The 21,844-nt window shown below is 68.7% G+C and carries 17 protein-coding genes and 2 pseudogenes; 7 read left to right on the forward strand and 12 right to left on the reverse strand.

The annotated features are described in order from the left end of the window. From ACIKT0_RS02600 to metH, 5 genes and pseudogenes are all read left to right on the forward strand, one after another. Window positions 1-323: nucleoside deaminase (locus ACIKT0_RS02600; RefSeq protein ID WP_407103852.1), on the forward strand; the 323-nt coding region annotated here is incomplete at its 5' end. Window positions 324-704: 381 nt separating this feature from the next. Further along, window positions 705-1,727 carry an ArsR/SmtB family transcription factor gene (locus tag ACIKT0_RS02605; RefSeq protein WP_407103853.1) on the forward strand — a complete coding sequence of 341 codons (1,023 nt, stop codon included), beginning with the start codon at window positions 705-707 and terminating at the stop codon, window positions 1,725-1,727. Beyond that, on the forward strand, window positions 1,727-2,644 hold the full coding sequence (metF, locus tag ACIKT0_RS02610; RefSeq protein WP_407103854.1) for a methylenetetrahydrofolate reductase [NAD(P)H]: 918 nt from the start codon (window positions 1,727-1,729) through the stop codon (window positions 2,642-2,644). Before ACIKT0_RS02605 ends, metF begins: the two co-directional genes overlap by 1 nt. Window positions 2,645-2,690: 46 nt before the next feature. Then, window positions 2,691-3,743: pseudogene (locus tag ACIKT0_RS02615) on the forward strand (homocysteine S-methyltransferase family protein); the annotation flags it as partial. 12 nt (window positions 3,744-3,755) lie between these two features. Further along, complete coding sequence (gene metH, locus ACIKT0_RS02620) at window positions 3,756-6,503, forward strand: methionine synthase (protein ID WP_407103855.1); 2,748 nt, start codon at window positions 3,756-3,758, stop codon at window positions 6,501-6,503. A 10-nt stretch (window positions 6,504-6,513) separates the two neighbouring features. Here metH and ACIKT0_RS02625 read toward each other — a convergent pair whose 3' ends face one another. The 10 genes from ACIKT0_RS02625 to ppdK all read right to left on the reverse strand — a co-directional run bounded on the left by ACIKT0_RS02625 (window position 6,514) and on the right by ppdK (window position 17,650). Beyond that, window positions 6,514-7,050 (reverse strand): GNAT family N-acetyltransferase, encoded by a 537-nt coding sequence (locus tag ACIKT0_RS02625; RefSeq protein ID WP_407103856.1) that lies wholly within the window; start codon window positions 7,048-7,050, stop codon window positions 6,514-6,516. An 84-nt stretch (window positions 7,051-7,134) separates the two neighbouring features. Further along, on the reverse strand, window positions 7,135-7,995 hold the full coding sequence (murI, locus tag ACIKT0_RS02630) for a glutamate racemase (protein WP_407103857.1): 861 nt from the start codon (window positions 7,993-7,995) through the stop codon (window positions 7,135-7,137). A 124-nt stretch (window positions 7,996-8,119) separates the two neighbouring features. Next, the gene (locus tag ACIKT0_RS02635; RefSeq protein ID WP_407103858.1) at window positions 8,120-8,323 is read right to left on the reverse strand and encodes a hypothetical protein; all 204 of its coding nucleotides are present in this window, start codon (window positions 8,321-8,323) and stop codon (window positions 8,120-8,122) included. Window positions 8,324-8,529: 206 nt separating this feature from the next. Further along, the gene (locus tag ACIKT0_RS02640) at window positions 8,530-9,552 is read right to left on the reverse strand and encodes a P1 family peptidase (RefSeq protein WP_407103859.1); all 1,023 of its coding nucleotides are present in this window, start codon (window positions 9,550-9,552) and stop codon (window positions 8,530-8,532) included. A 20-nt stretch (window positions 9,553-9,572) separates the two neighbouring features. Beyond that, a complete protein-coding gene (locus ACIKT0_RS02645; RefSeq protein ID WP_407103860.1) occupies window positions 9,573-10,970 on the reverse strand; it encodes a cell wall hydrolase in 1,398 nt (465 codons plus the stop codon). Between the two features lie 120 nt (window positions 10,971-11,090). Continuing rightward, the gene (locus ACIKT0_RS02650) at window positions 11,091-12,008 is read right to left on the reverse strand and encodes an ArgK/MeaB family GTPase (protein WP_407103861.1); all 918 of its coding nucleotides are present in this window, start codon (window positions 12,006-12,008) and stop codon (window positions 11,091-11,093) included. A gap of 106 nt (window positions 12,009-12,114) precedes the next feature. Next, complete coding sequence (locus ACIKT0_RS02655; protein WP_407103862.1) at window positions 12,115-12,489, reverse strand: hypothetical protein; 375 nt, start codon at window positions 12,487-12,489, stop codon at window positions 12,115-12,117. Window positions 12,490-12,584: 95 nt separating this feature from the next. After that, entirely contained in the window at window positions 12,585-13,535 is a 951-nt protein-coding gene (gene egtD, locus ACIKT0_RS02660; RefSeq protein ID WP_407103863.1) for an L-histidine N(alpha)-methyltransferase, read from the reverse strand. Beyond that, entirely contained in the window at window positions 13,535-14,803 is a 1,269-nt protein-coding gene (gene egtB / locus ACIKT0_RS02665) for an ergothioneine biosynthesis protein EgtB (protein ID WP_407103864.1), read from the reverse strand. Before egtB ends, egtD begins: the two co-directional genes overlap by 1 nt. 156 nt (window positions 14,804-14,959) lie before the next feature. Beyond that, window positions 14,960-17,650, reverse strand: coding sequence for a pyruvate, phosphate dikinase (gene ppdK, locus ACIKT0_RS02670; protein ID WP_407103865.1), 2,691 nt, complete (start codon window positions 17,648-17,650; stop codon window positions 14,960-14,962). Between the two features lie 197 nt (window positions 17,651-17,847). On the opposite strand from ppdK, the gene ACIKT0_RS02675 reads away from it, so the two are divergent. Next, on the forward strand, window positions 17,848-19,224 hold the full coding sequence (locus ACIKT0_RS02675) for an Nramp family divalent metal transporter (RefSeq protein ID WP_407103866.1): 1,377 nt from the start codon (window positions 17,848-17,850) through the stop codon (window positions 19,222-19,224). A 240-nt stretch (window positions 19,225-19,464) separates the two neighbouring features. Here the strand turns inward: ACIKT0_RS02675 and ACIKT0_RS02680 are convergent. Next, a pseudogene (locus tag ACIKT0_RS02680) lies at window positions 19,465-20,091 on the reverse strand (polysaccharide deacetylase family protein); the annotation flags it as partial. A 9-nt stretch (window positions 20,092-20,100) separates the two neighbouring features. Here ACIKT0_RS02680 and ACIKT0_RS02685 point away from each other — a divergent pair. Continuing rightward, the gene (locus ACIKT0_RS02685) at window positions 20,101-21,318 is read left to right on the forward strand and encodes a PQQ-dependent sugar dehydrogenase (protein ID WP_407103867.1); all 1,218 of its coding nucleotides are present in this window, start codon (window positions 20,101-20,103) and stop codon (window positions 21,316-21,318) included. 9 nt (window positions 21,319-21,327) lie between these two features. Here the strand turns inward: ACIKT0_RS02685 and msrB are convergent, their stop codons facing one another. Continuing rightward, window positions 21,328-21,732 carry a peptide-methionine (R)-S-oxide reductase MsrB gene (msrB, locus tag ACIKT0_RS02690; protein WP_407103868.1) on the reverse strand — a complete coding sequence of 135 codons (405 nt, stop codon included), beginning with the start codon at window positions 21,730-21,732 and terminating at the stop codon, window positions 21,328-21,330. Window positions 21,733-21,844 lie beyond the last annotated feature (112 nt).

Raw genomic sequence — 21,844 nt, forward strand, 5'->3', positions numbered from 1 at the left:
GCCCGCGCGAGCGGTCCGACCCCACCGCGCACGCCGAGATCCTGGCGATCCGCGCGGCCTGCGAGGCGCTGGGCTCCGAACGGCTGGTCGGCTGCGACCTGTGGGTGACGCTCGAGCCGTGCCCGATGTGCGCGGCGGCGATCTCCTTCGCCCGCATCCGGCGGCTCTATTTCGGCGCGCAGGACCCCAAGGGCGGCGCGGTGGTGTCCGGCGTCCGGCTCTACGACCAGCCGACCTGCCACCACGCTCCGGAGGTCTATCCGGGCTTCGCCGAACAGGACTCGGCGGCGCTGCTGCGCGACTTCTTCCGCGCGAGACGCTGAGCTTCTTCCGGCTCCGGCGGCTCGCGCGCGGGGAGCCGCGGGGCGTCAGGCGGCTTGCCCGCCATGCCGCAATGCGCCGGAGGGTCTTGCTCTCGCGGGTTGTGGCGGGCACATGGAACATCTCTGTCTGGAGCGCCCATGGAACACGCCTCCGTCGCCGGCCCGCTGATCGGCGCTCTCATTTTCCTTGGGGCGGCGGTCATCGCCGGGCCGCTGGCGCGGCGCTTCGGGCTGGGCGTCGCGGTCGGCTATCTGAGCGCGCGGGCCATATCCTCCCCGCCTCGGAAGTGCGCGTGCGGCTGCCGGAGCAATGGATCTATTAGCGCTCCGGCGCGCCGATCTTCGTTGCACCTCCGCGCCAAACCATATAAAGACATCTTTATGTCTTTTTCCGCCCCCAGATCGGACCCTCTCAGCTTGGACGCCGCGCTCGCCGCGCTGCGCGCCGCCGGCGAGCCGACTCGGCTGCGGGTGCTGGCGCTGCTCGCGGAGGGCGAACTTACGGTTTCCGACCTGACCGATATTCTCGGCCAGAGCCAGCCGCGCATCTCTCGCCACCTCAAGCTGCTGGTGGACGCCGGGCTGGTGGAGCGCCACCGGGAAGGCGCCTGGGCGTTCTTCGGCCTGGCCGAGCCGCCTCACGGCGACTCCGCGCTGCGGGCCGCGCTGTCCATTCTGGACGCCTCCGATCCTGCCCTGGTGCGGGACCGTCAGCGGCTCGCGGAGGTTCGCATGGCGCGCAACGAGGCCGCCGCCCGTTACTTCAGCGCCAACGCCACGCGCTGGAACGAGGTCCGCAGCCTTCAGGTCGCGGAGGCCGCCGTCGAGCGCGCGATTCTGGAGGCGATCGGCGAAGGCCGCATCGAGGCGGCGCTCGATCTCGGCACCGGGACCGGCCGCATGCTCGAGCTCCTCAGCCCGCGCGTCGGGCGGGCGGTGGGCATCGACTCCAACCGCGAGATGCTCGCGCTCGCGCGGGCCAATCTGCTGCGCGCCGGCGTCTCCAATGCCCAGGTCCGACAGGGCGACCTGTTCGCCCTGCCGGTCCCCGCCAACTCCTTCGACCTCGTGGTCGTGCACCAGGTGCTTCACTTCCTCGATGACGGCGCGCGCGCCATCCGGGAGGCGGCGCGCACGCTCCGCCCCGGCGGTCGCCTGCTGATCGTGGATTTCGCGCCGCATGGCATCGAGGCCTTGCGCGAGACCCACGCCCATCGCCGGCTCGGTTTCGCGGCTGAGACGATCGCGGCGTGGCTGTCGAGCGCGGGGCTTGATCTCGTAAGTCAGCGCAGCCTGCCTCCTCCTGACCAGGCTTCTGACAAGCTCACGGTGTCGCTCTGGCTGGCGCGCGATCCACGCGTCGTCTCCGACGCCTTCCCTCCCTCGAGCCTGGAGGTCGCCTGATGCCGAACAAGCGCCTGTCCCGCTCCGGCCGCCGGCCGATCCGCGTCTCCTTCGAGTTCTTCCCGCCGAAGACCCCGGAGATGGAAGACTCGCTCTGGCGGGCGGTGCAGCGCCTCGCGCCGCTGCAGCCGAACTTCATGTCCGTGACCTATGGAGCCGGCGGCTCGACCCGCGAGCGGACGCACTCGACCGTGGCGCGAATGGTCAAGGAGACCGACATCCCGCCGGCGGCGCACCTCACCTGCGTCTCGGCGACGCGCGAGGAGGTGGACGCCGTCGTCGACAGCTATCGTGAGGCTGGCGTGCGCCACATCGTGGCGCTGCGCGGAGATCCCGCCGGCGGCGTCGGCGCCAAGTTCGAGCCGCATCCGGGCGGCTATGGCTCGACCGCGGAGCTCGTGTCGGGCATTCGCTCGCGCGCGCCGGAAATTGAGCTTTCCGTCTCCGCCTATCCGGAGAGGCATCCGGAGAGCCCCAGCGAAGAGGCCGATTTCGATGTGCTGAAGGCCAAGGTGGACGCCGGCGCGAACCGGGCGATCACCCAGTTCTTCTTCGATAACGCGCATTATCTGCGCTATGTCGACAAGGCGCGGGCGCGCGGCATCCACATCCCGATCGTGCCCGGCATCGTGCCGGTCTCGAACTTCAGGCAGACCGCCAATTTCGCCACAAGAGCGGGCGCGAGCATCCCGGACTGGTTCGCCGCCCGCTTCGAGGGCCTTGAAGACGATGCGCCCACTCGCCAGCTGATCGCCGCCTCGGTCGCGGCCGAACAGGTGCTCGACCTCGTCGATCACGGGGTCACCGATTTCCACTTCTACACGATGAACAAGGCTGACCTGGTCTACGCGATCTGTCACCTGCTGGGCCTGAGGCCCGCGCGGGAAGCCACTGCGAAGCCTGCCGCCGCAGCCTGAAGCGCCGCGCGACACAGCCTGAACTTCCCTCGAAAGGAGGGCCGCCATGAGCGATACAGAAGCCAAAATCCGCAAGCTCGCCGCCGAACGCATCCTGGTGCTGGACGGCGCGATGGGCACCATGATCCAGCGCCACAAGTTCAGCGAAGAGGACTTCCGCGCCGAGCGGTTCGCGGACAGGAAGCGGGATCTGAAGGGCAACAACGACCTCCTGATCCTGACGCAGCCCGACGTGATCCGCGACATCCACCTGCAGTACTTCCGCGCAGGGGCGGACATCGTGGAGACCAACACCTTCTCGTCGACCACGATCGCCCAGGCCGACTACGGCATGGAGGCGCTCGCCTATGAGCTGAACGTCGAAGGCGCGCGGCTCGCGCGGCAGGCCGCCGACATCGCCCAGAAGGAAGATGGCCGCCCCCGCTTCGTCGCCGGCACGCTCGGCCCGACCAACCGGACGGCGTCGATTTCGCCGGACGTCAACAATCCTGGCTTCCGCGCGGTCACCTTCGATCAGCTCGCCGAAGCCTATGGCGAGGCCGCCCGCGGTCTGCTCGACGGCGGGGCCGACATACTGCTGGTCGAGACCATCTTCGACACGCTCAACGCCAAGGCTGCGATCTTCGCGATCGAAGAGATCTTCGCCGAACGCGGCGCCCGCGTGCCGGTGATGATCTCCGGAACCATCACGGACCTCTCCGGCCGCACGCTGTCGGGCCAGACCCCGGCGGCCTTCTGGAACGCGCTGAATCATGCGCGCCCGCTGTCGATCGGACTGAACTGCGCCCTCGGCGCGAAGGAAATGCGCGGCCACATCGCCGAGCTCAGCCGCGTGGCCGACACGCTGATCTGCGCCTACCCGAACGCGGGCCTCCCCAATGAGTTCGGCCTCTATGACGAGAGTCCGGAGGCGATGGGCGAGCTGGTCGGCGAGTTCGCCTCGTCCGGCCTGGTCAACATCGTCGGCGGCTGCTGCGGCACGACGCCGGCGCACATCGCGGCGATCGCCGAGGCGGTGAAGGGCAAGGCCCCGCGGAAGATTCCGGAGATCCCGCCGAAGATGCGGCTGTCCGGCCTCGAGCCCTTCGAGCTGACCGCCGCCTGAACCCGATTGCGAGATGCCGAACCGGCCTCTCGCGCGCCGCGCCTAGTCGTCAACTTTCCACGGAACGGAAGCCTCATGACCTCCGCCGCCTCCCGCTTCGTCAATGTCGGCGAGCGCACCAACGTCACCGGCTCGGCCAAGTTCAGGAAGCTGATCACCGCCGGCGACTATGCGGCCGCCCTCGACGTCGCGCGCGAGCAGGTCGAGAACGGCGCCCAGATCCTCGACGTCAACATGGACGAGGGCCTGCTCGACAGCGAGAAGGCCATGGTCGAGTTCCTCAACCTGATCGCAGCCGAACCCGACATCGCCCGCGTGCCGGTGATGATCGACTCGTCGAAATGGTCGGTGATCGAGGCGGGCCTGAAGTGCGTCCAGGGCAAGCCGATCGTGAACTCGATCTCGATGAAGGAGGGCGAAGAGGCCTTCATCCACTACGCCCGCAAGGTGCGCGCCTATGGCGCCGCCGTGGTCGTGATGGCTTTCGACGAGGTCGGCCAGGCGGACACCTTCGAACGCAAGACCGAAATCTGCGGCCGCGCCTACAAGATCCTGACGGAGCAGGTCGGCTTCCCGCCGGAGGACATCATCTTCGACCCGAACGTCTTCGCGGTCGCGACCGGCATCGAGGAGCACGCCAATTACGGCGTCGACTTCATCAACGCCACCAGATGGATCCGGGAAAACCTGCCGCACGCTCATATCTCGGGCGGCATCTCGAACCTCAGCTTCGCGTTCCGCGGCAACGAGCCGGTCCGCGCGGCGATGCATTCCGTGTTCCTGTACCACGCGATCGCGGCCGGCATGGACATGGGCATCGTCAACGCGGGCGCCCTGCCCGTCTATGACGACATCGACCCGGAGTTGCGCGAGCTCGCCGAGGACGTGGTCCTCAACCGGCGTCCGGACGCGACCGACCGGCTGCTCGCAGCCGCAGACAAGTTCAAGGGCGGCAAGCAGGAAGCCCGCGTCGTCGACACCAAGTGGCGCGACCAGCCCGTGACCAAGCGGCTGGAGCACGCGCTGGTGCACGGCATCACCGAGTTCATCGAGGCCGACACGGAGGAGGCCCGCCAGCAGGCCGAGCGGCCGCTGCACGTCATCGAGGGCCCGCTGATGGCCGGCATGAACGTGGTCGGCGACCTGTTCGGCGCCGGCAAGATGTTCCTGCCGCAGGTGGTGAAGTCGGCGCGCGTGATGAAGCAGGCCGTCGCCTATCTCATGCCCTTCATGGAGGAGGAGAAGCGCCTCAACGGCGGGACCGAGCGGTCGAACGCCGGCAAGATCCTGATGGCGACCGTGAAGGGCGACGTCCACGACATCGGCAAGAACATCGTCGGCGTCGTGCTCCAGTGCAACAATTACGAGGTCATCGACCTTGGCGTGATGGTGCCGGTGCAGAAGATCCTCGGCGCCGCGAAGGAGCACAATGTCGACGCCATCGGTCTCTCGGGGCTGATCACGCCGTCACTCGACGAGATGGTGACGGTCGCCTCCGAGATGGAGCGCGAGGGCTTCGACATCCCGCTGCTGATCGGCGGCGCCACCACGTCGAAGATCCACACCGCGGTGAAGATCCACCCTGCCTATGAGCGTGGCCAGGCCGTCTATGTCGTGGACGCAAGCCGCGCCGTGAACGTCGTGTCCCAGCTGCTCGCCAAGGATGCGAAGGCGGGCTACGTGGCCGAGATCCAGGCCGACTATGCGCGGCTCGCCGAGAACCACGCGCGCGCGCAGGAGGACAAGGTCCGCTCGCCGATCTCGGTCGCCCGGGCCAACAGGCTTGCGCTGGACCTCGACCGGGTCCAGCCGAAGCCTTCCTTCCTGGGCACGAAGGTGTTCAACGAGATCCCGCTCGAGACGCTGATCCCCTACATCGACTGGACGCCATTCTTCTCGACCTGGGAGCTCAAGGGCCGCTATCCGGAGATCCTCACCGACGAGAAGTACGGCGAGGCTGCGCGGAACCTGTTCGAGGACGCGACCGCCATGCTCAAGCAGATGGCGGACGAGAAGTGGCTGGAGGCCCGCGCGGTCATCGGCTTCTGGCCCGCCGCCTCCCGCGGCGACGACATCGTGCTGTTCACCGACGAGACCCGCTCGACCGAACTGACCACGCTGCACACCCTCCGCCAGCAGATGGCGCGCGGCAAGGATCGCCCGAACCTCGCGCTGTCGGATTTCATCGCGCCGGAGGAGTCAGGCGTCCCGGACTACATCGGCGGATTCGCGGTCACCGCCGGCATCGGCGAAGAAGCGGTCACCCAGCGGTTCGCGCGCGCCAACGACGATTACGGCGGCATCCTCGCCAAGGCCCTCGCCGATCGCCTCGCCGAGGCCGCGGCGGAGTGGATGCACATGGAGGTTCGCCGCACGCATTGGGGCTACGCTCCCGACGAGCGTCTCGGCAATGACGAGCTCATCGCGGAAGCGTATCAGGGCATCCGCCCGGCCCCCGGCTACCCTGCCCAGCCCGACCACACCGAGAAGGGCATCCTGTTCGACCTTCTGGGAGCGACCGAGGCGATCGGCCTGAAGCTGACGGAGAGCTACGCCATGTGGCCCGGGTCGGCCGTGTCCGGGCTCTACTTCAGCCATCCGGAGAGCCGCTATTTCGGCCTCGGCAAGATCGACCGCGACCAGACCGCCGACTACGCGGCGCGCAAGGGGCTCGACCTGGCGGTGATGGAGAAGTGGCTGGCGCCGGTGCTGAACTACAATCCCGCCGCCGCCGCCAAGATAGCCGCAGAGTAGGCTGCGGCCCTCAGGCGGCCGCGTGCGCGGCCGCCGTTCGGCGGTAGATGAGGTCCCGGCCGCCCGGGCGATCAATCGTTTCGGCATATTCGAAGCCGAGCCGCTCGGTCACGCCGAGCCCGTGCTGGTTCTCGGCTGTCGTGACGGCGACGATCTCCCGCAGGGCCAGACGGTCGAAGCCCAGCTGGAGCGCGGCCTGGCCGAGCCGCACGGCGTTGCCCTTGCATCGCAGCCTAGGGGCGAGCGCATAGGCGAACTCCACCACGCGCCCGCCGGCGAGTTCACGTCGGCGCAGGCCGCCCCAGCCGGCGAAGCCGCCGTCGCGCATGTCGCGCAAGAACCAGAGCCCGAAGCCCGCCTCCCGCCAGTGCGCCCGCGCACGGGCGATCAGGCTCGTCGCGCCCTCCCCGGAACGAGCGCCGCCCAGCGTCACGACGGTCGCCGGATCTTCCAGCAGCGTGGCCACCGCGCCGGCGTAGCCGTCATGCGGAACGTCAGCCAGAAGCCCGTCGATCTCGAGAATGGTCGGATAGAGGCGGCCCAGCATTGCGGTTCCGATCGGTCAGACGGCGAGCGCCATGCAGTGGCGCATTCGACCAGCGATTTATGACGGCGCTAAGACGGGAAGCGGTCAATCGAGGGGAAGCGGCTCCCGCTCGATCGCCGTCAGCCCGCGGCTTTCAAGCGCCGCTTCGAGCGCCTTCGGCAGAGGACGCTCGGAGGTGAAGAGCGCGCGCATCGGAGCGCCCGATTGAGGCGACGGCGAGCGGCCGACCAGAGCCACCACCCGGCGCGCCACGGCCGGCGCTGGGTCGATCCAGTCGACGGGCCAGGGAGCAAGCTGCCTGAAACGTTTGGTCAGCAGGGGAAAATGCGTGCAGGCGAGTGCCACCGAGTCCGTCCGGCGACCCGCGGACTCGACGAAGCATGGGCCGATCTCCGCGGCCAGGGTCGCGTCGTCCACGGGCGCGCCGCGCAGCTCCGCCTCCGCGAAGGTCGCCAGATTCGGGGCGCCCACCAGAACGACATGCGCGCCACCGGCGAAGGCGTCGATCATCGCGCGGGTATGCTCGCGTCGGACCGTGCCCGGAGTGGCCAGCACAGCCACGACTCCCGAGCGCGTCGCGGCCACGGCGGGCTTGATCGCCGGCACGGTGCCGACGAACGGCAGGTCGAAGCGGGCGCGCAGAGCGGGCAGCGCCAAGGTGGAGGCTGTATTGCAGGCCACCACCACGAGGTCCGGCCTCTCGCGCTGGATCAACCTCCCGATCACGCGCAGGACCCGAGCCACGAGCGCCTCGTCGCTTAGCCCGCCATACGGGAAAGCGGCGTCGTCAGCGGCGTACACATAGTCCGCGGAGGGCAGAGCCCCGGTCAGGGCCCCCAGCACGGTGAGGCCGCCGAGCCCTGAATCGAACACCAGAACCTTGGGCGCCCTGTCGAGCCGCGGCAGCGTCGTGTTGGCGAGCCCCGCGAACAGATCCACGCCCATTTCCCGCCCTTTTGTACGCGCCACCGACGACCTTGATTGAAGCGCCGGATGGTTACTGAATCGTGCGGAGGCGGCGACTTTGTGGCTTCTGTGATGGGTTTGGCGGGAGCTGCGACCTAAAGCGTCAGCGGCTCACATCGGCAGGCGGCGATGAGGTCGGTTGCCCGAGCAGCGCTACGAACCGCTGCTCGTTCCAGAGCTCCGTCGCACGGCCATCGCGCCTGCTCTCGGCTTCGGCCAAGGCGTCCTGGTCAGTGTCGCAGTGCAGCTCGACGACATCGGATATGCGGCCGTCAGCACTCAGAAAATACAAGCGATAATAGGCCACGAGCTCCCCCAGCCCGCTGGATGTCGCAGCGCCCCCGAAAAGCGTCGCGACCGCGCCGGCCACAGCCGACGCGGTCGATGCTACACGCAACACAAAAAGCCGCTAATCGTTTTTGCGTCCTGCGCCTTTCGGAGCCGAGCCTGCCGTCGCGGCCTGCTCGCGCCCGTCCCGCTACAGCACAGAGAGCGGCCGCCAGGGGCTCCGCCTTAATCCGCGCGGGCTCCGAACTTCGCTTTCCAGGACGGCAGCGCCCCCGCGAAAGGAAGTCCTTCCGCCTCGTAGACGCCTCTGGCCACCGCCCGAGACAGGGTCAAGGCCGCCACGTGCCCCAGCGCGGCCAGGGCCGCGGTGCGATCGTCGCTGATCTGCCTGTGACCGGTCGAGACAGCGAACACGATGTCGCCGTCGAGCGGCGTGTGACAGGGCAAGAGAGCGCGCGCGAGGCCGTCATTGGCGGCGCTCGCCATCGCCTTGGCCTCGGCCTTGGTCAGGCACGCATCGGTCGCCACCAGCGCCAGCGTCGTGTGCGCCCCCGCGACCGCCTTCTGAGCCGCGAACCAAGCGTCCGGCGGGATCCGCTTCGCCGGGCCGAGGCCGCCGAACTCGTGGCCGAGCTCGAACGGAGCGGCCCAGAAATGGGGACCGTCTCCAACGGTCGCGGAGCCGAGCGCATTGACCGCCGCGAGAGCGCCGATGGTTATCCCCGCCGGCTGCATGATCGCCGAGGCCGAGCCCAACCCACCCTTCAGGGTGGCGGTCTGGGCGCCGAGCCCCGCGCCGACGCTTCCCAATGCGAAGCCCTGCCCTGCGGAGCGGACCGCGTCGAAGCCGAGCTCGCGATAAGGCGGGTAGCGGCCCCAGTTCTTGTCGCCGCCATTGAGCAGGTCGAACAGGATCGCGGCCGGGACGATCGGCACCCGCGCCGGCCCGACGGCGAAACCGCGGCCCTGCTCGGCGAGGGCGGCCATGACGCCGGCGGCGGCGTCCAGGCCGAAGGCCGAGCCTCCGGAGAGACAGAGCGCATCGATCGCCGAGACAGTTCGCTCCGGCGCGAGCAGCTCCGTCTCGCGTACGCCCGGCCCGCCTCCGCGCACGTCGACCGAGGCGGTCGCAGGCGCGTCGAACACGATCGCCGTCACGCCCGACGCAAGCGCTGGGTCCTGCGCATGGCCGACGCTGACGCCGGCGACGTCGGTGATTAGGTTACGCGGGCCAGCGGACAGCTGCATGGGCGCACAGCCTTGAAGGATCAAGCGTCCAGCGGCGCGCGCCAGCGAACGCGATAGAAGATGTGGCGGCCGATCTTGTCTTCCTTGACCATGTCACGGATCCAGTTCGGGCGCACATAGGTCGCGTGATAGTGCGTCGAGTCTCCGACCTCCGGCAGCCACGCGCCGTTCTCCGTGACGTCTCGCGCCACCCGCACGGCGATCCGCCAGGAGTGGAGGTTGTTGACGCGATCAGGGATGCGGTCGCAGGCGAAGGAGAACTGGCACGCGTTGCGCCGGTGCTTGTTCTGGTAGACGACGCCGCAGACGTCCGAAGGATAATAGCCGGAACGGACGCGGTTCAGCACGACCTGCGCGACCGCGTACTGGCCCTTGATCGGCTCACCGCGCGCCTCGAAGTAGACGGCTTCGGCCAGGCACTGCTGGGCTTTGGCGAGCTGCGCCGCCGGAATGTAGACGCGGTGCGACAGCCGGGTTTCGACGCCGCCGTTGACGTCTCCGCGCGAGGCCAGCGTTTCGCCCTCGGGCGTCGCGTGCTGGCTGGCTGTGAGAGCGACGCCTCGGCTGCGCGGGTCGTCCCCAAGCACGCGGCCTGCGAGGGGCGTGACTGGCAGCGCCGCGACCGCAAGCGGCGTCTCGCCTGCAGGGGTTGTGGTGTGCGGCAGCGCCCCGCCAGCGAGGCCGGCCACGGAAGGGGTCGAGCCGTCATGGTTCAGGCCGGCCTCGCGAGGCACCATCGGGATGCTGGTCAACCCCGCCTCGGCGACGGCCTGCTCGCCCTCCTGCGCTCCCGAAGATACCGTTCGCGCCTTCGGCGTCGCGGGGCCGGAGGACCCCTTGATCGCAGCCGAGGCGACGACCCGGTCGGAGCTCGGGGCGCGCGGCGCGACATCGCCGATCTGAGGCACGGCGTTCAGCCCGGTGAGGCCGGGACGGAGCAGCGTATGCGCGGATGCGAGCGCTTCGAACGCCGGATCGTGCGCCTCCGCTGCGGCCGTCTCCACGGGCGCCATGGCGCGGACCATCTGCCTGTCGCCCTTGACGGTCCTGTCGACGAATGGCGCGGGCAACTCGCTCTTGGAGCCGGCGACCGGAGGCGGCTCCGGAAGGTCCAGCACGCGCAGGCTCTCGCCGCCGACGAACGGATCAGGGGCCACCAAGGGACCGCGGCCCGACCCGAAAAGATCGGCGGCCTCGAGCGACGCGAGCTCCATCGGGCGCGTCACGGCAGCGAGGTAATGACCGCGGGCCAGTTCCCCCTGATCTCCGGAGCGCGGCAGAAGGCTGAGCGCGTCCTGGCGCGCGATCGAGGTCGTGGCGACGGGTATCAGGAGCGCCGCAAGGGCGATGCACAGGCCGCGCCTCTTCGGACGACCTGAGCGAGGCGGGGCGACAAGCCCCTGTCCACGTCCCCGCATGACGCCACTCCCCGAACGACCGGCGCCGCCTCACCGTAGAGCCGCGCGACCGCTTCACCGCTTCGAGGAAGTTATCGATCCTTAACCTTGAGGAGCGGTTAACAGCGGCGACTGAGCGACTTAGCGGGCGGCATGGAGGCGCTCCAAGAGGAGCCTCGCGGCGGCGGCCTCGCGCCCGAATTGCCCTCCCTCCGAGCCGAGAAGACCGGCGAGGGCGGCCCTCACGCCTTCCGTTCCGAAGCGGCCCCTGAGGGCGGCCGCGATACGGGCTTCAGCCTGGGCGCGACGCCGCTTCTCCAGGCGACCATCCGTCTGAAGGAAGGCCGAATGGGCTGACAGATGGCCTGCGAGAGCGTCGAGCCCCTCGCCCGTCTGCGAGGAGACCAGCGCGACAGGCGGCGTCCAGCGCGCGTCGTTTGGGCTCGCAAGCGTGAGCGCGCTTTCAAGCTCATCCCGCGCCCGGCGGGCCGCCGGACCGATATCGGCCTTCGTCACGGCGACGACGTCCGGCAACTCCATCACGCCGGCCTTGATGAACTGCAGCGCGTCGCCAGAGGCCGGTTGCACCGCCAGCAGGATCGTATCGCCCACGAGAGCGACGTCCGCCTCGGACTGCCCGACCCCCACGGTCTCGACGATCACGCGGTCGAACAGCGCCCTCATCAGCACGACGGCGCCGAATGCGAGGTCTGACAGCCCTCCCAGCCGGTCGCGCGCCGCGAAGGAGCGGATGAACAATCCGCCGTCCTCGGGGTCGGACGGGATTCGCGCCCGGTCTCCCAGCAGCGCGCCGCCCGAGCGCATCGAAGAGGGATCGACGGCGACCACGCCGACCGTCAGTCCCATGTCGCGAAACATGCGGACAAGCGCGCCGGTGAGGGTCGACTTGCCCACCCCAGGGGGGCCGGTGAGACCCAGCACCTCGCCCTTCGGTTCCGCGTCCGCCGCGTCGAGCAGGCGCGCGGCCTCAGCCGTGCCGGCGGCGCGCTCCAGCCGGGCAAGCGCGCGGGCGAGCGCCGGCTTGCCGCCTGCACGCAAGCTGGGGAGATCGGGGAAGTCGCCGCGGGTCAATGTGGTCCCGAGATGGATACGCTACGGCGCGATCTCGCATGCCGTGCGAGGCAGCGCGCCGACTTTCATCGCGTTATTTCGGCGCGGCGTCCTTCTGCGGACGGAGCTTGTCGCATCGGTCATGCACCATGACCTCCGCCCGCTGCAGCACGACGTTGAACTTCATGTTCTGCTCGGCGGGAAGGACGGCCCGCTGCTCGCGCGCCTTTTCGAACTCGCCCACTGTGTAGGCGTAGAAGATCATCCGCTCGGTCGGATCCTTGATCTGCAGATCCGCCACCGAGACGATGCAGCCGCAGAATTCCTTGGTGGCCTGCGGGGTGCATTGGGCGAGGTAGGCGTCGTCCACCGGCTGCTCGCCCGGGGTCGCCGGGGCGGTCCCCTGCGCGAACGCCGCCGTCGTCCCGAACAGCGCCGCCGCGGCTACGCCGAGAATTCCCTTACGCATCGAACATCCTCCGAGACGCGCTTGAAACGCTTCTTCTTCTGGCGGCCGGTTTGCCACGCCGCTCCGCCGCCGTCACCTCGTCCTTCGGAGTACGGTCAACAGAGGCCGATCACCGCGAACAGACGATCAGGGTCGGTCCAGACCTGCTCCACGCGCCAGCCCGCCCGCTCGGCCAGACGCCGAAACGCCTCGAGCGAATATTTGCGCGAGTTCTCCGTGTGGATCGTCTCTCCGAGGGCGAAAGAGAACCGGCGCCCGCAGGCGGTCGCGGATTGCCGCCTCAGGCTGACGAGATGCATCTCGACGGCGGAGTTCCGGGCGTTCCACCGGGCCTCGTGAGCGAAACCCTCAAGATCGAAGTTTCCGTCGAGCTCCCGGTTGATCCTGCGCAACAGGTTCTTGTTGAACTCGGCCGTCACCCCCGCGCCGTCATCATAGGCGCGGAGCAGAACGCTCAGGTCCTTCTTGAGGTCGACGCCGATCACCGCACGCCCGTCCTTGCCGACATGACCCCGGACGCGGCGCAGAAAATCGGCGGCGTCAAGCGGCGCGAGGTTGCCGATCGTCGATCCAGGAAAGAAGCCGACCCTCGGGGGGAGCTTAGGCAGGTCCGCGGGAAGCTCGAAATCGTCCGTGAAATCCGCAACCAGGGGGCGGATTTCGAGATAGGGAAAGCGTCCCTCGATGCGGGCCGCAGAGGCGGCGAGGAAATCCCCGGCGATGTCCAACGGCATGTAAAGAGCCGGATTGGTGAGGGCTCCCAGCAGAATCTCCGTCTTCACGCCGGCTCCGGCGCCATACTCGATCACCACGGCGCGCTCGCCGCAGAAGGCTGCGATCTCCTCTGCGCGAGCCTTGAGGATGCCGGTCTCGGTTCGAGTGGGATAGTACTCCGGCAGCTTCGTGATCTGCTCGAACAGCTCCGAGCCCCGGTCGTCGTACAGCCAGCGGCAAGGCAGCATCTTTCGCGATGCGCTCAGGCCCTCGATGACGTCGGCGCGAAACTGCTCGTGCTGACGGGAATGCAGGTTCACCTTTTCGAGCATCAGGCGTCCTCGGCGAGGCGAAGTCCTGAGAACTGCCATCGCTTATCGGGCTGGAAGAAGTTGCGGTAGGTGGCGCGGGTATGGCCGTCGGGCGTGGCGCAGGAGCCGCCTCGCAGCACGAACTGACCGCACATGAACTTGCCGTTGTACTCGCCGACCGCGCCTTCGGCCGGCCGGAAGCCCGGATAAGGCGTAAACGGGCTGCGAGTCCATTCCCACACGTCGCCGAACATCTGGTTCAGGCCGCCCTCAGTCCCGGCCGGCTTCGGCCGTAGCCGACCGCTTCCGGCGAAGTTGCCCGCGACCGGCAGGCCGGCCGAGGCGCGCTCCCACTCCGCTTCCGTCGGAAGCCGCTTCCCAGCCCAACTGGCGAAGGCGTCGGCTTCGAAATAGCTGACATGGGTGACTGGCGCGGCTGGATCCACCGGCTGCATGCCACGCAACGTCATCGTCCACCACTCGCCGTCCCGCTGCTCCCAGTAGAGCGGCGCCTCCCAGCGATGAGCGAGGATCTGCGCCCACCCATCGGCGAGCCACAGCAGCGGCTTTCGATAGCCGCCATCCGCCATGAAGGAGATCCACTCGCCATTGGTGACGAGCCGATCCGCGATCCGGAACGGCCGCAGCAGTTCCTGATGCCGCGGACCTTCGCAGTCGAATGCGAAACCCGAGCCGTCATGGCCGATCTCGACGATCCCTTCATCGAACGTCGCCCAGCCCGTTTCTTCCGGCGTCGGCGCCACGGCGACAGGCTCAGGATCGCGGTAGGCCGGCCGGATCGGGTTCTGGGCGAACAGGTGAAGAATGTCGGTAAGCAGAAGCTCCTGATGCTGTTGCTCGTGGTGACAGCCGAGCTCGATCAACGCTGCGATCTCAGGCTCCAGATCGGAGCCGAGCAGCGTCTCCATCGCGTGATCGACATGGCCTCGAAAGTCCATGATCCGCTCGAGCGACGGCCGGGTGAGCAGCCCCCGCATCGGCCGCGGATGACGCTCTCCGATGGTCTCGTAGTAGGAGTTGAACAGGAAATTGAAGGTCGGGTCGAAGAGCTGGTAGCCGGTGGCGTTCGGCTTCAGCACCATCGTCTCGAAGAACCAGGTGGTGTGCGCGAGGTGCCACTTGGCCGGGCTCGCGTCCGGCATCGACTGCGCCGTCGCGTCGGCGTCGGACAGCGGCTGCGCCAGACGGCGGCTGTGCGCCCGAACCTCACGGAAGCGTTCGGCGAGGTTCGAGCGAAAATCCTGCTTGCGGGCGACTGTCGGCCTCATTGGCGCTCCCGAAGTGAGGATCAGGCTACGCAGCAGGCAAGAGCCACGTTACGCACCCGAGCGCCGACGGATGTGAGCCTCCGCCGATCCGGACAGAAACGAACGGCCGCCTGCCGTGGTTCCACCGCGCGCGCTGCGCGCGGCGCCGAACCTCCTCTAGTCGGCCGGTTCTTTCTGTCTGGCCGCGTTCCGGATCGCCGCCTGGGCGGCCGCAAGACGTGCGATCGGGACACGGAACGGCGAGCAGGACACGTAATCCAGGCCCAATTCCTCGCAGAACGCGATCGACGCCGGGTCGCCGCCGTGCTCGCCACAAATGCCCAGCTTCAGTTTCGGCTGGGTGGCGCGGCCGCGCTCGACGCCGATCGCCACCAGCTCTCCAACGCCATCGCGGTCGATCGTGGTGAATGGGTCAGCCGGCAGCAGGCCCTTGGCGACGTAATGACTGAGGAACGGCGCGGCGTCGTCGCGGCTGATGCCGAGCGCGGTCTGGGTGAGATCGTTCGTCCCGAAGGAGAAGAACTCGGCGCTCTCCGCGATCTCGCCGGCGCGCAACGCCGCGCGCGGCAGCTCGATCATCGTGCCGACCTGATAGGAGAGGCTGGCGCCGTCCGCCTCGAGCTCCCGGGCGACGGCGTCGATGCGCTCCTTGACGAAGTCGAAGTCGGCGCGCGCGACGATCAGCGGGACCATCACCTCGCAATGCACCGGCGCCCCGGTCTCCCGGCCAGCCTCGATGGCGGCCTCGAAGATGGCCCGCGCCTGCATCTCGGCGATCTCCGGGAACGCGATCGCCAGCCGGCAGCCGCGAAACCCGAGCATGGGGTTGAATTCGTGGAGTTCCTCGGCGCGCCGCTTGAGCTTCTCGGCGTCGACGCCCATCGCCTCGGCGACCTCTGCGATGGCGCGATCGCCGTGCGGCAGGAACTCATGCAGCGGAGGATCGAGCAGCCGGATGGTCACCGGCAGCCCCTGCATGATCCTGAACAATTCGCGGAAGTCCGAGCGCTGATAGGGCAGCAGCTTGGCGAGCGCCTTGCGGCGACCCGCCTCGTCATCTGCGAGGATCATCTCGCGAACCGCCACGATGCGGTCCTCGTCGAAGAACATGTGCTCCGTGCGGCAGAGGCCGATGCCCCTGGCGCCGAACTCCCGGGCGGCGCGCGCGTCGTCTGCGGTCTCCGCGTTGGCGCGCACCTCCATCCGGCTGATCTCGTCCGCCCAGCCCATGAGGGTGTTGAAGTCGCCTGACAGTTCCGGCTGAACCATCGCGACGGGCCCGTCGAGCACCTGGCCCGTCGAGCCGTCGATCGTGATGACGTCGCCCGCCCTGTAGGTGCGGCCGGCGACTGTCAGCGTTCCGCCCTTCTCGTCGATCCGAAGCGCGCCGGCGCCCGAGACGCACGGCTTGCCCATGCCGCGCGCCACGACTGCGGCATGGCTCGTCATGCCGCCGCGCGTCGTCAGGATGCCGGCCGCCACATGCATGCCGTGGATGTCCTCAGGCGAGGTCTCCACGCGCACCAGAATGACGCTGCGGCCGCTCGCGCCCGAGACGGCGGCCTCGGCGGCCTCGGAGGAAAACACGATCTCACCCTGAGCCGCGCCCGGGGACGCCGGCAGTCCGGTGGCGATCACCTTGCGCTCGGCCTTGGGATCGATCATCGGATGGAGCAACTGGTCCAGCGACGCAGGATCGATCCGCAGAACCGCCTGCTCGCGCGTCAGCACGCCCTCGGCCGCGAGATCGACCGCGACCTTCAGGGCCGCCTTCGTCGTGCGCTTGCCGTTGCGCGCCTGCAGCATCCAGAGCTTGCCGCGCTCGACGGTGAACTCGAGGTCCTGCATGTCGCCATAGTGCCGCTCGAGCCGTTCGGCGACCGCGACGAACTCGCGGAACACCTCCGGCATGCGCATCTCCAGAGACGGCGCGGCCACGCCTCCCGCGATACGGGCCGCTTCGGTGATCGGCTGCGGGGTCCGGATGCCGGCGACGACGTCCTCGCCCTGCGCGTTCACCAGGAACTCGCCGTAGAGGGTCTTCTCCCCCGTGGAGGGGTCGCGGGTGAAGGCGACGCCGGTCGCGGAGGTCTCGCCCATGTTTCCGAAGACCATCGCCTGAACATTGACGGCGGTGCCCCAGCTTTCCGGGATGGCGTTGAGCCTGCGATAGGTGATGGCGCGGGGGTTCATCCAGGATGAGAACACCGCCCCGATCGCTCCCCAGAGCTGCTCGAGAGGAGCCTGCGGGAAGGGCGAGCCGGTCTCCTTCTCGACCTTCGCCTTGTAGATCGCGACCAGCTTTCCGAGGTCTTCCACGTCGAGCTCGGTGTCCTCGACGACGCCCCTGCGGTCCTTGGCCTGCTCCAGAAGATCCTCGAACAGGTGGTGCTCGAGGCCGAGCACCACGTTCGAGTACATCTGGATGAAGCGGCGGTAGCTGTCATAGGCGAAGCGCCGGTCGTCGGCGTTTGCCGCGAGGCCCTCGACCGTCTCGTCGTTGAGGCCGAGGTTGAGGATCGTGTCCATCATCCCCGGCATCGACGCCCTGGACCCGGAGCGCACCGAAACCAGAAGCGGGTTTTGGGCGTCGCCGAAGCGGCGGCCGGTGATCTTCTCGACGTGCTCGAGGCCGGCTTTCACCTGCGCGTCGAGCGCTTCGGGATAGGATTTCCCGTTAGCGTAGAAGTAGGTGCAGACGTCGCTGGTGATCGTGAAGCCGGGCGGCACCGGCAGGCCGATATTGGCCATCTCGGCCAGATTGGCCCCCTTGCCGCCGAGGAGGTCGCGCATGTCGGCGCGGCCCTCTGCGCGGCCGTCGCCGAAGGTGAGCACCCATTTCGCCATCGCAGCCGCATCTCCCGCAGCGTTGAGCGGACCATTTCGCGACCGCGAAAGTTCCGCGACGGGAGGACGTTGCACGCGGGGGCACATGTGACAAGGGCGACGCGCACGCTGGGGTCTCGTCACCGCCGCATGGCGAGCCAAGCAGTTGCGACCTAGTTGCAGCTAGCCGACTATCAGGCGCCGGCGCCAGGAACCCGATGCAGACAGGCGAAGCCGAGACTTTGACTGACGTGGGGGAGCCCGCACGTTCGACCCCGTTCTCGGGTTGGCGAGGGGCGCCCGGGGGCGCCTCGCTGGCGGAGGTGAACGCCTCCGTGTCGGTGCGGGGCCGCAGCCCGCTTCGGCGGATGCTGGCCTTCGTGGGTCCCGGGTATCTGGTCGCCGTCGGCTACATGGATCCGGGGAACTGGGCGACCTCCCTCGCCGGCGGCTCCAAGTTCGGCTACGCGCTGATGGCCGTGGTGGCGCTGTCTAGCCTGATGGCGATGCTACTGCAGGCGCTGTGCGCCCGTCTCGGCGTCGCCACCGGACGGGATCTGGCGCAGGCGTGCCGAGACGCGTTTCCGAAGGCGGTGTCCTTCCCGCTCTGGATTCTGGCCGAGGCCGCGATCTGCGCGACCGACCTCGCCGAGGTGATCGGCACCGCGATTGGGCTCACCCTCGTGTTCGGCATCCCGCTGGAGATCGGCGTGATCCTGACCGCGCTCGATGTCGTTCTGGTGCTCGGGCTTCAGCGGGTGGGCTTCCGCTGGGTCGAGGCCTTCGTGATCGGCCTGCTGATGGTCATCGCCGGCTGTTTCGCGATCCAGCTTGCGATGGCGCATCCCGATTTGGGCGCGGTGATCCGCGGCCTCGCGCCGACCACCGAGCTCGTGACCAACCCGGAGATGCTCTACATCGCGCTCGGCATCGTCGGCGCGACCGTCATGCCGCACAATCTCTACCTACACTCCTCCGTGGTGCAGACCCGCGCCTATGGGCGGGACGCGGCCGGCAAGCGCGAGGCGATCCGCTATGCGGTCATGGATTCGACGATCGCGCTCGTGTTCGCCTTCGTGGTCAACGCGTCGATCCTCGTGCTTGCGGCCGCCGCCTTCCAGGACAGCGGGCATGGCGAGGTCGCCGAACTCGGCGAGGCCCACACCCTGCTCGGGCCGCTGCTCGGCGGCACGTTGGCCGCCACCGCTTTCGGCGTGGCCCTCCTCTGCTGCGGCCTGAACTCCACCGTGACCGCGACGCTTTCCGGCCAGGTCGTGATGGAAGGCTTCCTGCGCATCCGGCTCTCGCCCTGGTTGCGCCGCCTGATCACGCGCGCCATCGCCATCGTGCCGGCGATCGGCGTCACGCTGTTCTACGGCGAGAGCGGGACGGCGCAGCTACTTGTGCTGAGCCAGGTCGTGCTGAGTCTGCAGCTGCCCTTCGCGGTCATTCCGCTGGTCTGGTTCACCGCCAGCCGCGCCAAGATGGGGGAGTTCGTGGCTCCCCGCTGGATGTCCGCCACCGCCGGGCTTGTCGCCCTGGTCATCGTGGCGCTGAACGCGAAGCTCGTGATCGACTTCGCGCTTGGGCGGTAGGATCGGTCGGCCGTCCTCGCTCTTCATCGCCGCATCCTCGAGGCGCACGAACCTCACGCCCGACGCCGCGAGGGCCCGGATGGCGGCGGCCACCCCCTCGCCCGAGCTGCGGGCCGGCTGATTGATGTGCGCGATCACGACGTCGCCTGATCGAGCGGCCGCGATGCGGCGCTCGGCGGCGGCGGCGGGCAACGAGGCGCCCATGTCGCCGTTCAGCGAGAAGCCGGCGACACGGAAACCCTCCGCCGAGATCTCATCCAGCGCGTCGCGGCTGTAGCGGGCCGTAGCGCCACGAAACCACTTCGGCCGGGCGCCGGTCGCCTTCTCCACCGCCGCAGCCCCCTCGCCGATCTCCGCCCGCACAGCCTCAATCGTGCCCGCGGCCGCAAGACCGAAGACGCTCCGCGCGTCTGTCACGATCGGCACATGGCGGGCGCCGTGGTTCTCGATCTCGAACTGATCCGGATGCGCCTTGAGGGTCGCAAGCGCCTCGGGGTTCCGGCTGATCCACCGTTGTGTGACGAAGATCGTCGCCTTGGCCCGCGTCTCGAGCAGCGCGTCCAGGATGCGCCGGTCGACGGCGCCTGAGCAGGCGTCGAAGGTGAGAGCCACTTCCCGGACGGTCGGGTCCGGAGACGCGATCGTGAGCCGCGGCTCGAACTCCACCGCCCGCGCCGGGGCAGCGCCCAGGAGCAGCGCCGCGCCTGCAAGTATCGCCAGACGTCCCGCCATCGTCGCCCCGGCCGTTGCTTCCGCGGCACGAAGAGCGCGTGCTTTCCGGCGAAACAAGGGCGCGCCAGACGGCGTCTTGGCGGGCGGCTCCGGCGCGCCTAGCTTGGGCCCCGAGCCCCTCCGGGAAGCGGGCATGGAGACTGCATGCGATATCAGCGACGGAACGCGCTGCGCCTGACGCTGGCGCTTGTCGCGCTGACCTGTGGGGCGGCGGCCGCCGCCGAGAAGACGGAAGAGTTCTGGTCCCTCGGCGGACCCAAGGGGCGCCAGGGCTTCAAGCTCGCGCCGGTCTCGGCCTTTCCCGTGCCGACGCCTGCCGAGGCGCTGCCGACCGCAAAGCTGCGGGTTCCGCCCGGGTTCAAGGTCGAGACCTATGCAAGCGACATCCTGGACGCGCGCATGATGCGTCAGGGCGACAGAGGCACGCTGTTCGTGTCTTCGCTGTTCGTCGCCAACAAGGTCTACGCCGTCGTCGACAAGGGCGGCCGGCGCGAGGTGAAGACCGTCGTCTCGGGCATGACGCTGCCGAACGGCATCGAGTTCAGGAACGGCGCGCTCTATGTCGCGAACGCCAAGGAGATCCTGCGCTATGACGGCGTCGAGGACCGTCTCGACGCGCCGCCGAAGCCGGTCGTCGTCTATGACAAATTCCCCGGCGAAAGCCCGCATGGCTGGAAGTTTCTGAAGATCGGGCCGGACGGCAAGCTCTACGTGCCGGTCGGGGCGCCCTGCAATGTGTGCGAACCGGATCCGCGCCACGCCCGCATCTTCCGCATGGATCTGGACGGCTCCCGTGTCGAGACGGTCGCCAAGGGCGTCCGGAACTCGGTCGGCTTCGATTTCGATCCGCGCTCCGGCGACCTCTGGTTCACCGACAATCAGCGGGACTGGATCTCCGACGACATGCCGCTCGACGAGCTCAACCACGTCACCCGGCCCGGCCAGGATTTCGGCTTCCCCTACTGCCATTCGGGCCTGATGACCGACCCCGAGTTCGGCCAGGGCCGCAGCTGCGACGAGTTCGTCAGCCCCGCCGCGCTGCTCGGGCCGCACGCCGCGCCGCTCGGAATGCGGTTCTACACCGGCGGCATGTTCCCGGAAAAATACCGGGACGCGATCTTCATCGCCCGCCACGGACCGTGGAACCGGTCGCAGAAATACGCCGACGTGGCGGTCGCCTTCCTGAACGACCGGCGGGAGGTCGTCTCGGTCGAGCCGTTCCTCACCGGCTTCGTCGAGGACAACGACTATGTCGGCCGCCCCGTCGACGTCGAGGTGATGCGGGACGGCTCGCTGCTGGTCTCCGACGACCACAATGGCGCGATCTACCGCGTCAGCTATGTGGGCGGCGCGACCGACTGAGCCGCCCCCTCACTCCTCCGGTTCGAAGTCGAGCGCCACGCCGTTGATGCAGTAGCGCAGGCCGGTCGGCGGGGGGCCGTCGGGAAACACGTGGCCGAGATGGCTGCCGCAGCGCGCGCAGTGCACTTCAGTTCGCACCATTCCGTAGCTGCGGTCCTCGGTGACGCCCACCGAACCCTCGATCGGCGCGCCGTAGCTCGGCCAGCCGGTGCCGCTCTCGAACTTTTCGCCCGAGGCGAACAGTTTCTGCCCGCAGCCGGCGCAGGAGAACACGCCGCGGCGCTTCTCGTGGAGCAGCGCGCAGCTGCCGGGCCGCTCGGTGCCGTGGCGGCGCATCACCTGGTACTGCTCCGGGGTGAGCAGCGCCCGCCACTCCTCGTCGGTGCGGGTGACTTCGTAGCTCTCGTCCAGCATCGCGGCCTCCGTGTCCGGCTCCCATATAGGCGCCCCGGACCGCGACGTCAGGCCGAGACGGCGGTGCGCTCCTGCGCCGCGCCGGCCTTCGTCTCGGAGCGGCGGCGCGCCT

This window comes from Hansschlegelia beijingensis (assembly GCF_045505405.1).
Lineage (GTDB): Bacteria > Pseudomonadota > Alphaproteobacteria > Rhizobiales > Methylopilaceae > Methylopila > Methylopila beijingensis_A.

Excerpts from the sequence above, each read along its gene's own strand:
- ACIKT0_RS02605 (WP_407103853.1), top strand. The coding sequence starts at position 705 with ATGTCTTTTTCCGCCCCCAGATCGGACCCTCTCAGCTTGGACGCCGCG.
- metF (WP_407103854.1), top strand. The coding sequence starts at position 1,727 with ATGCCGAACAAGCGCCTGTCCCGCTCCGGCCGCCGGCCGATCCGCGTC.
- ACIKT0_RS02625 (WP_407103856.1), bottom strand. The coding sequence starts at position 7,050 with ATGCTGGGCCGCCTCTATCCGACCATTCTCGAGATCGACGGGCTTCTG.
- murI (WP_407103857.1), bottom strand. The coding sequence starts at position 7,995 with ATGGGCGTGGATCTGTTCGCGGGGCTCGCCAACACGACGCTGCCGCGG.
- ACIKT0_RS02640 (WP_407103859.1), bottom strand. The coding sequence starts at position 9,552 with ATGCAGCTGTCCGCTGGCCCGCGTAACCTAATCACCGACGTCGCCGGC.
- ACIKT0_RS02645 (WP_407103860.1), bottom strand. The coding sequence starts at position 10,970 with ATGCGGGGACGTGGACAGGGGCTTGTCGCCCCGCCTCGCTCAGGTCGT.
- ACIKT0_RS02655 (WP_407103862.1), bottom strand. The coding sequence starts at position 12,489 with ATGCGTAAGGGAATTCTCGGCGTAGCCGCGGCGGCGCTGTTCGGGACG.
- egtD (WP_407103863.1), bottom strand. The coding sequence starts at position 13,535 with ATGCTCGAAAAGGTGAACCTGCATTCCCGTCAGCACGAGCAGTTTCGC.
- egtB (WP_407103864.1), bottom strand. The coding sequence starts at position 14,803 with ATGAGGCCGACAGTCGCCCGCAAGCAGGATTTTCGCTCGAACCTCGCC.
- ppdK (WP_407103865.1), bottom strand. The coding sequence starts at position 17,650 with ATGGCGAAATGGGTGCTCACCTTCGGCGACGGCCGCGCAGAGGGCCGC.
- ACIKT0_RS02675 (WP_407103866.1), top strand. The coding sequence starts at position 17,848 with ATGCAGACAGGCGAAGCCGAGACTTTGACTGACGTGGGGGAGCCCGCA.
- ACIKT0_RS02685 (WP_407103867.1), top strand. The coding sequence starts at position 20,101 with ATGCGATATCAGCGACGGAACGCGCTGCGCCTGACGCTGGCGCTTGTC.
- msrB (WP_407103868.1), bottom strand. The coding sequence starts at position 21,732 with ATGCTGGACGAGAGCTACGAAGTCACCCGCACCGACGAGGAGTGGCGG.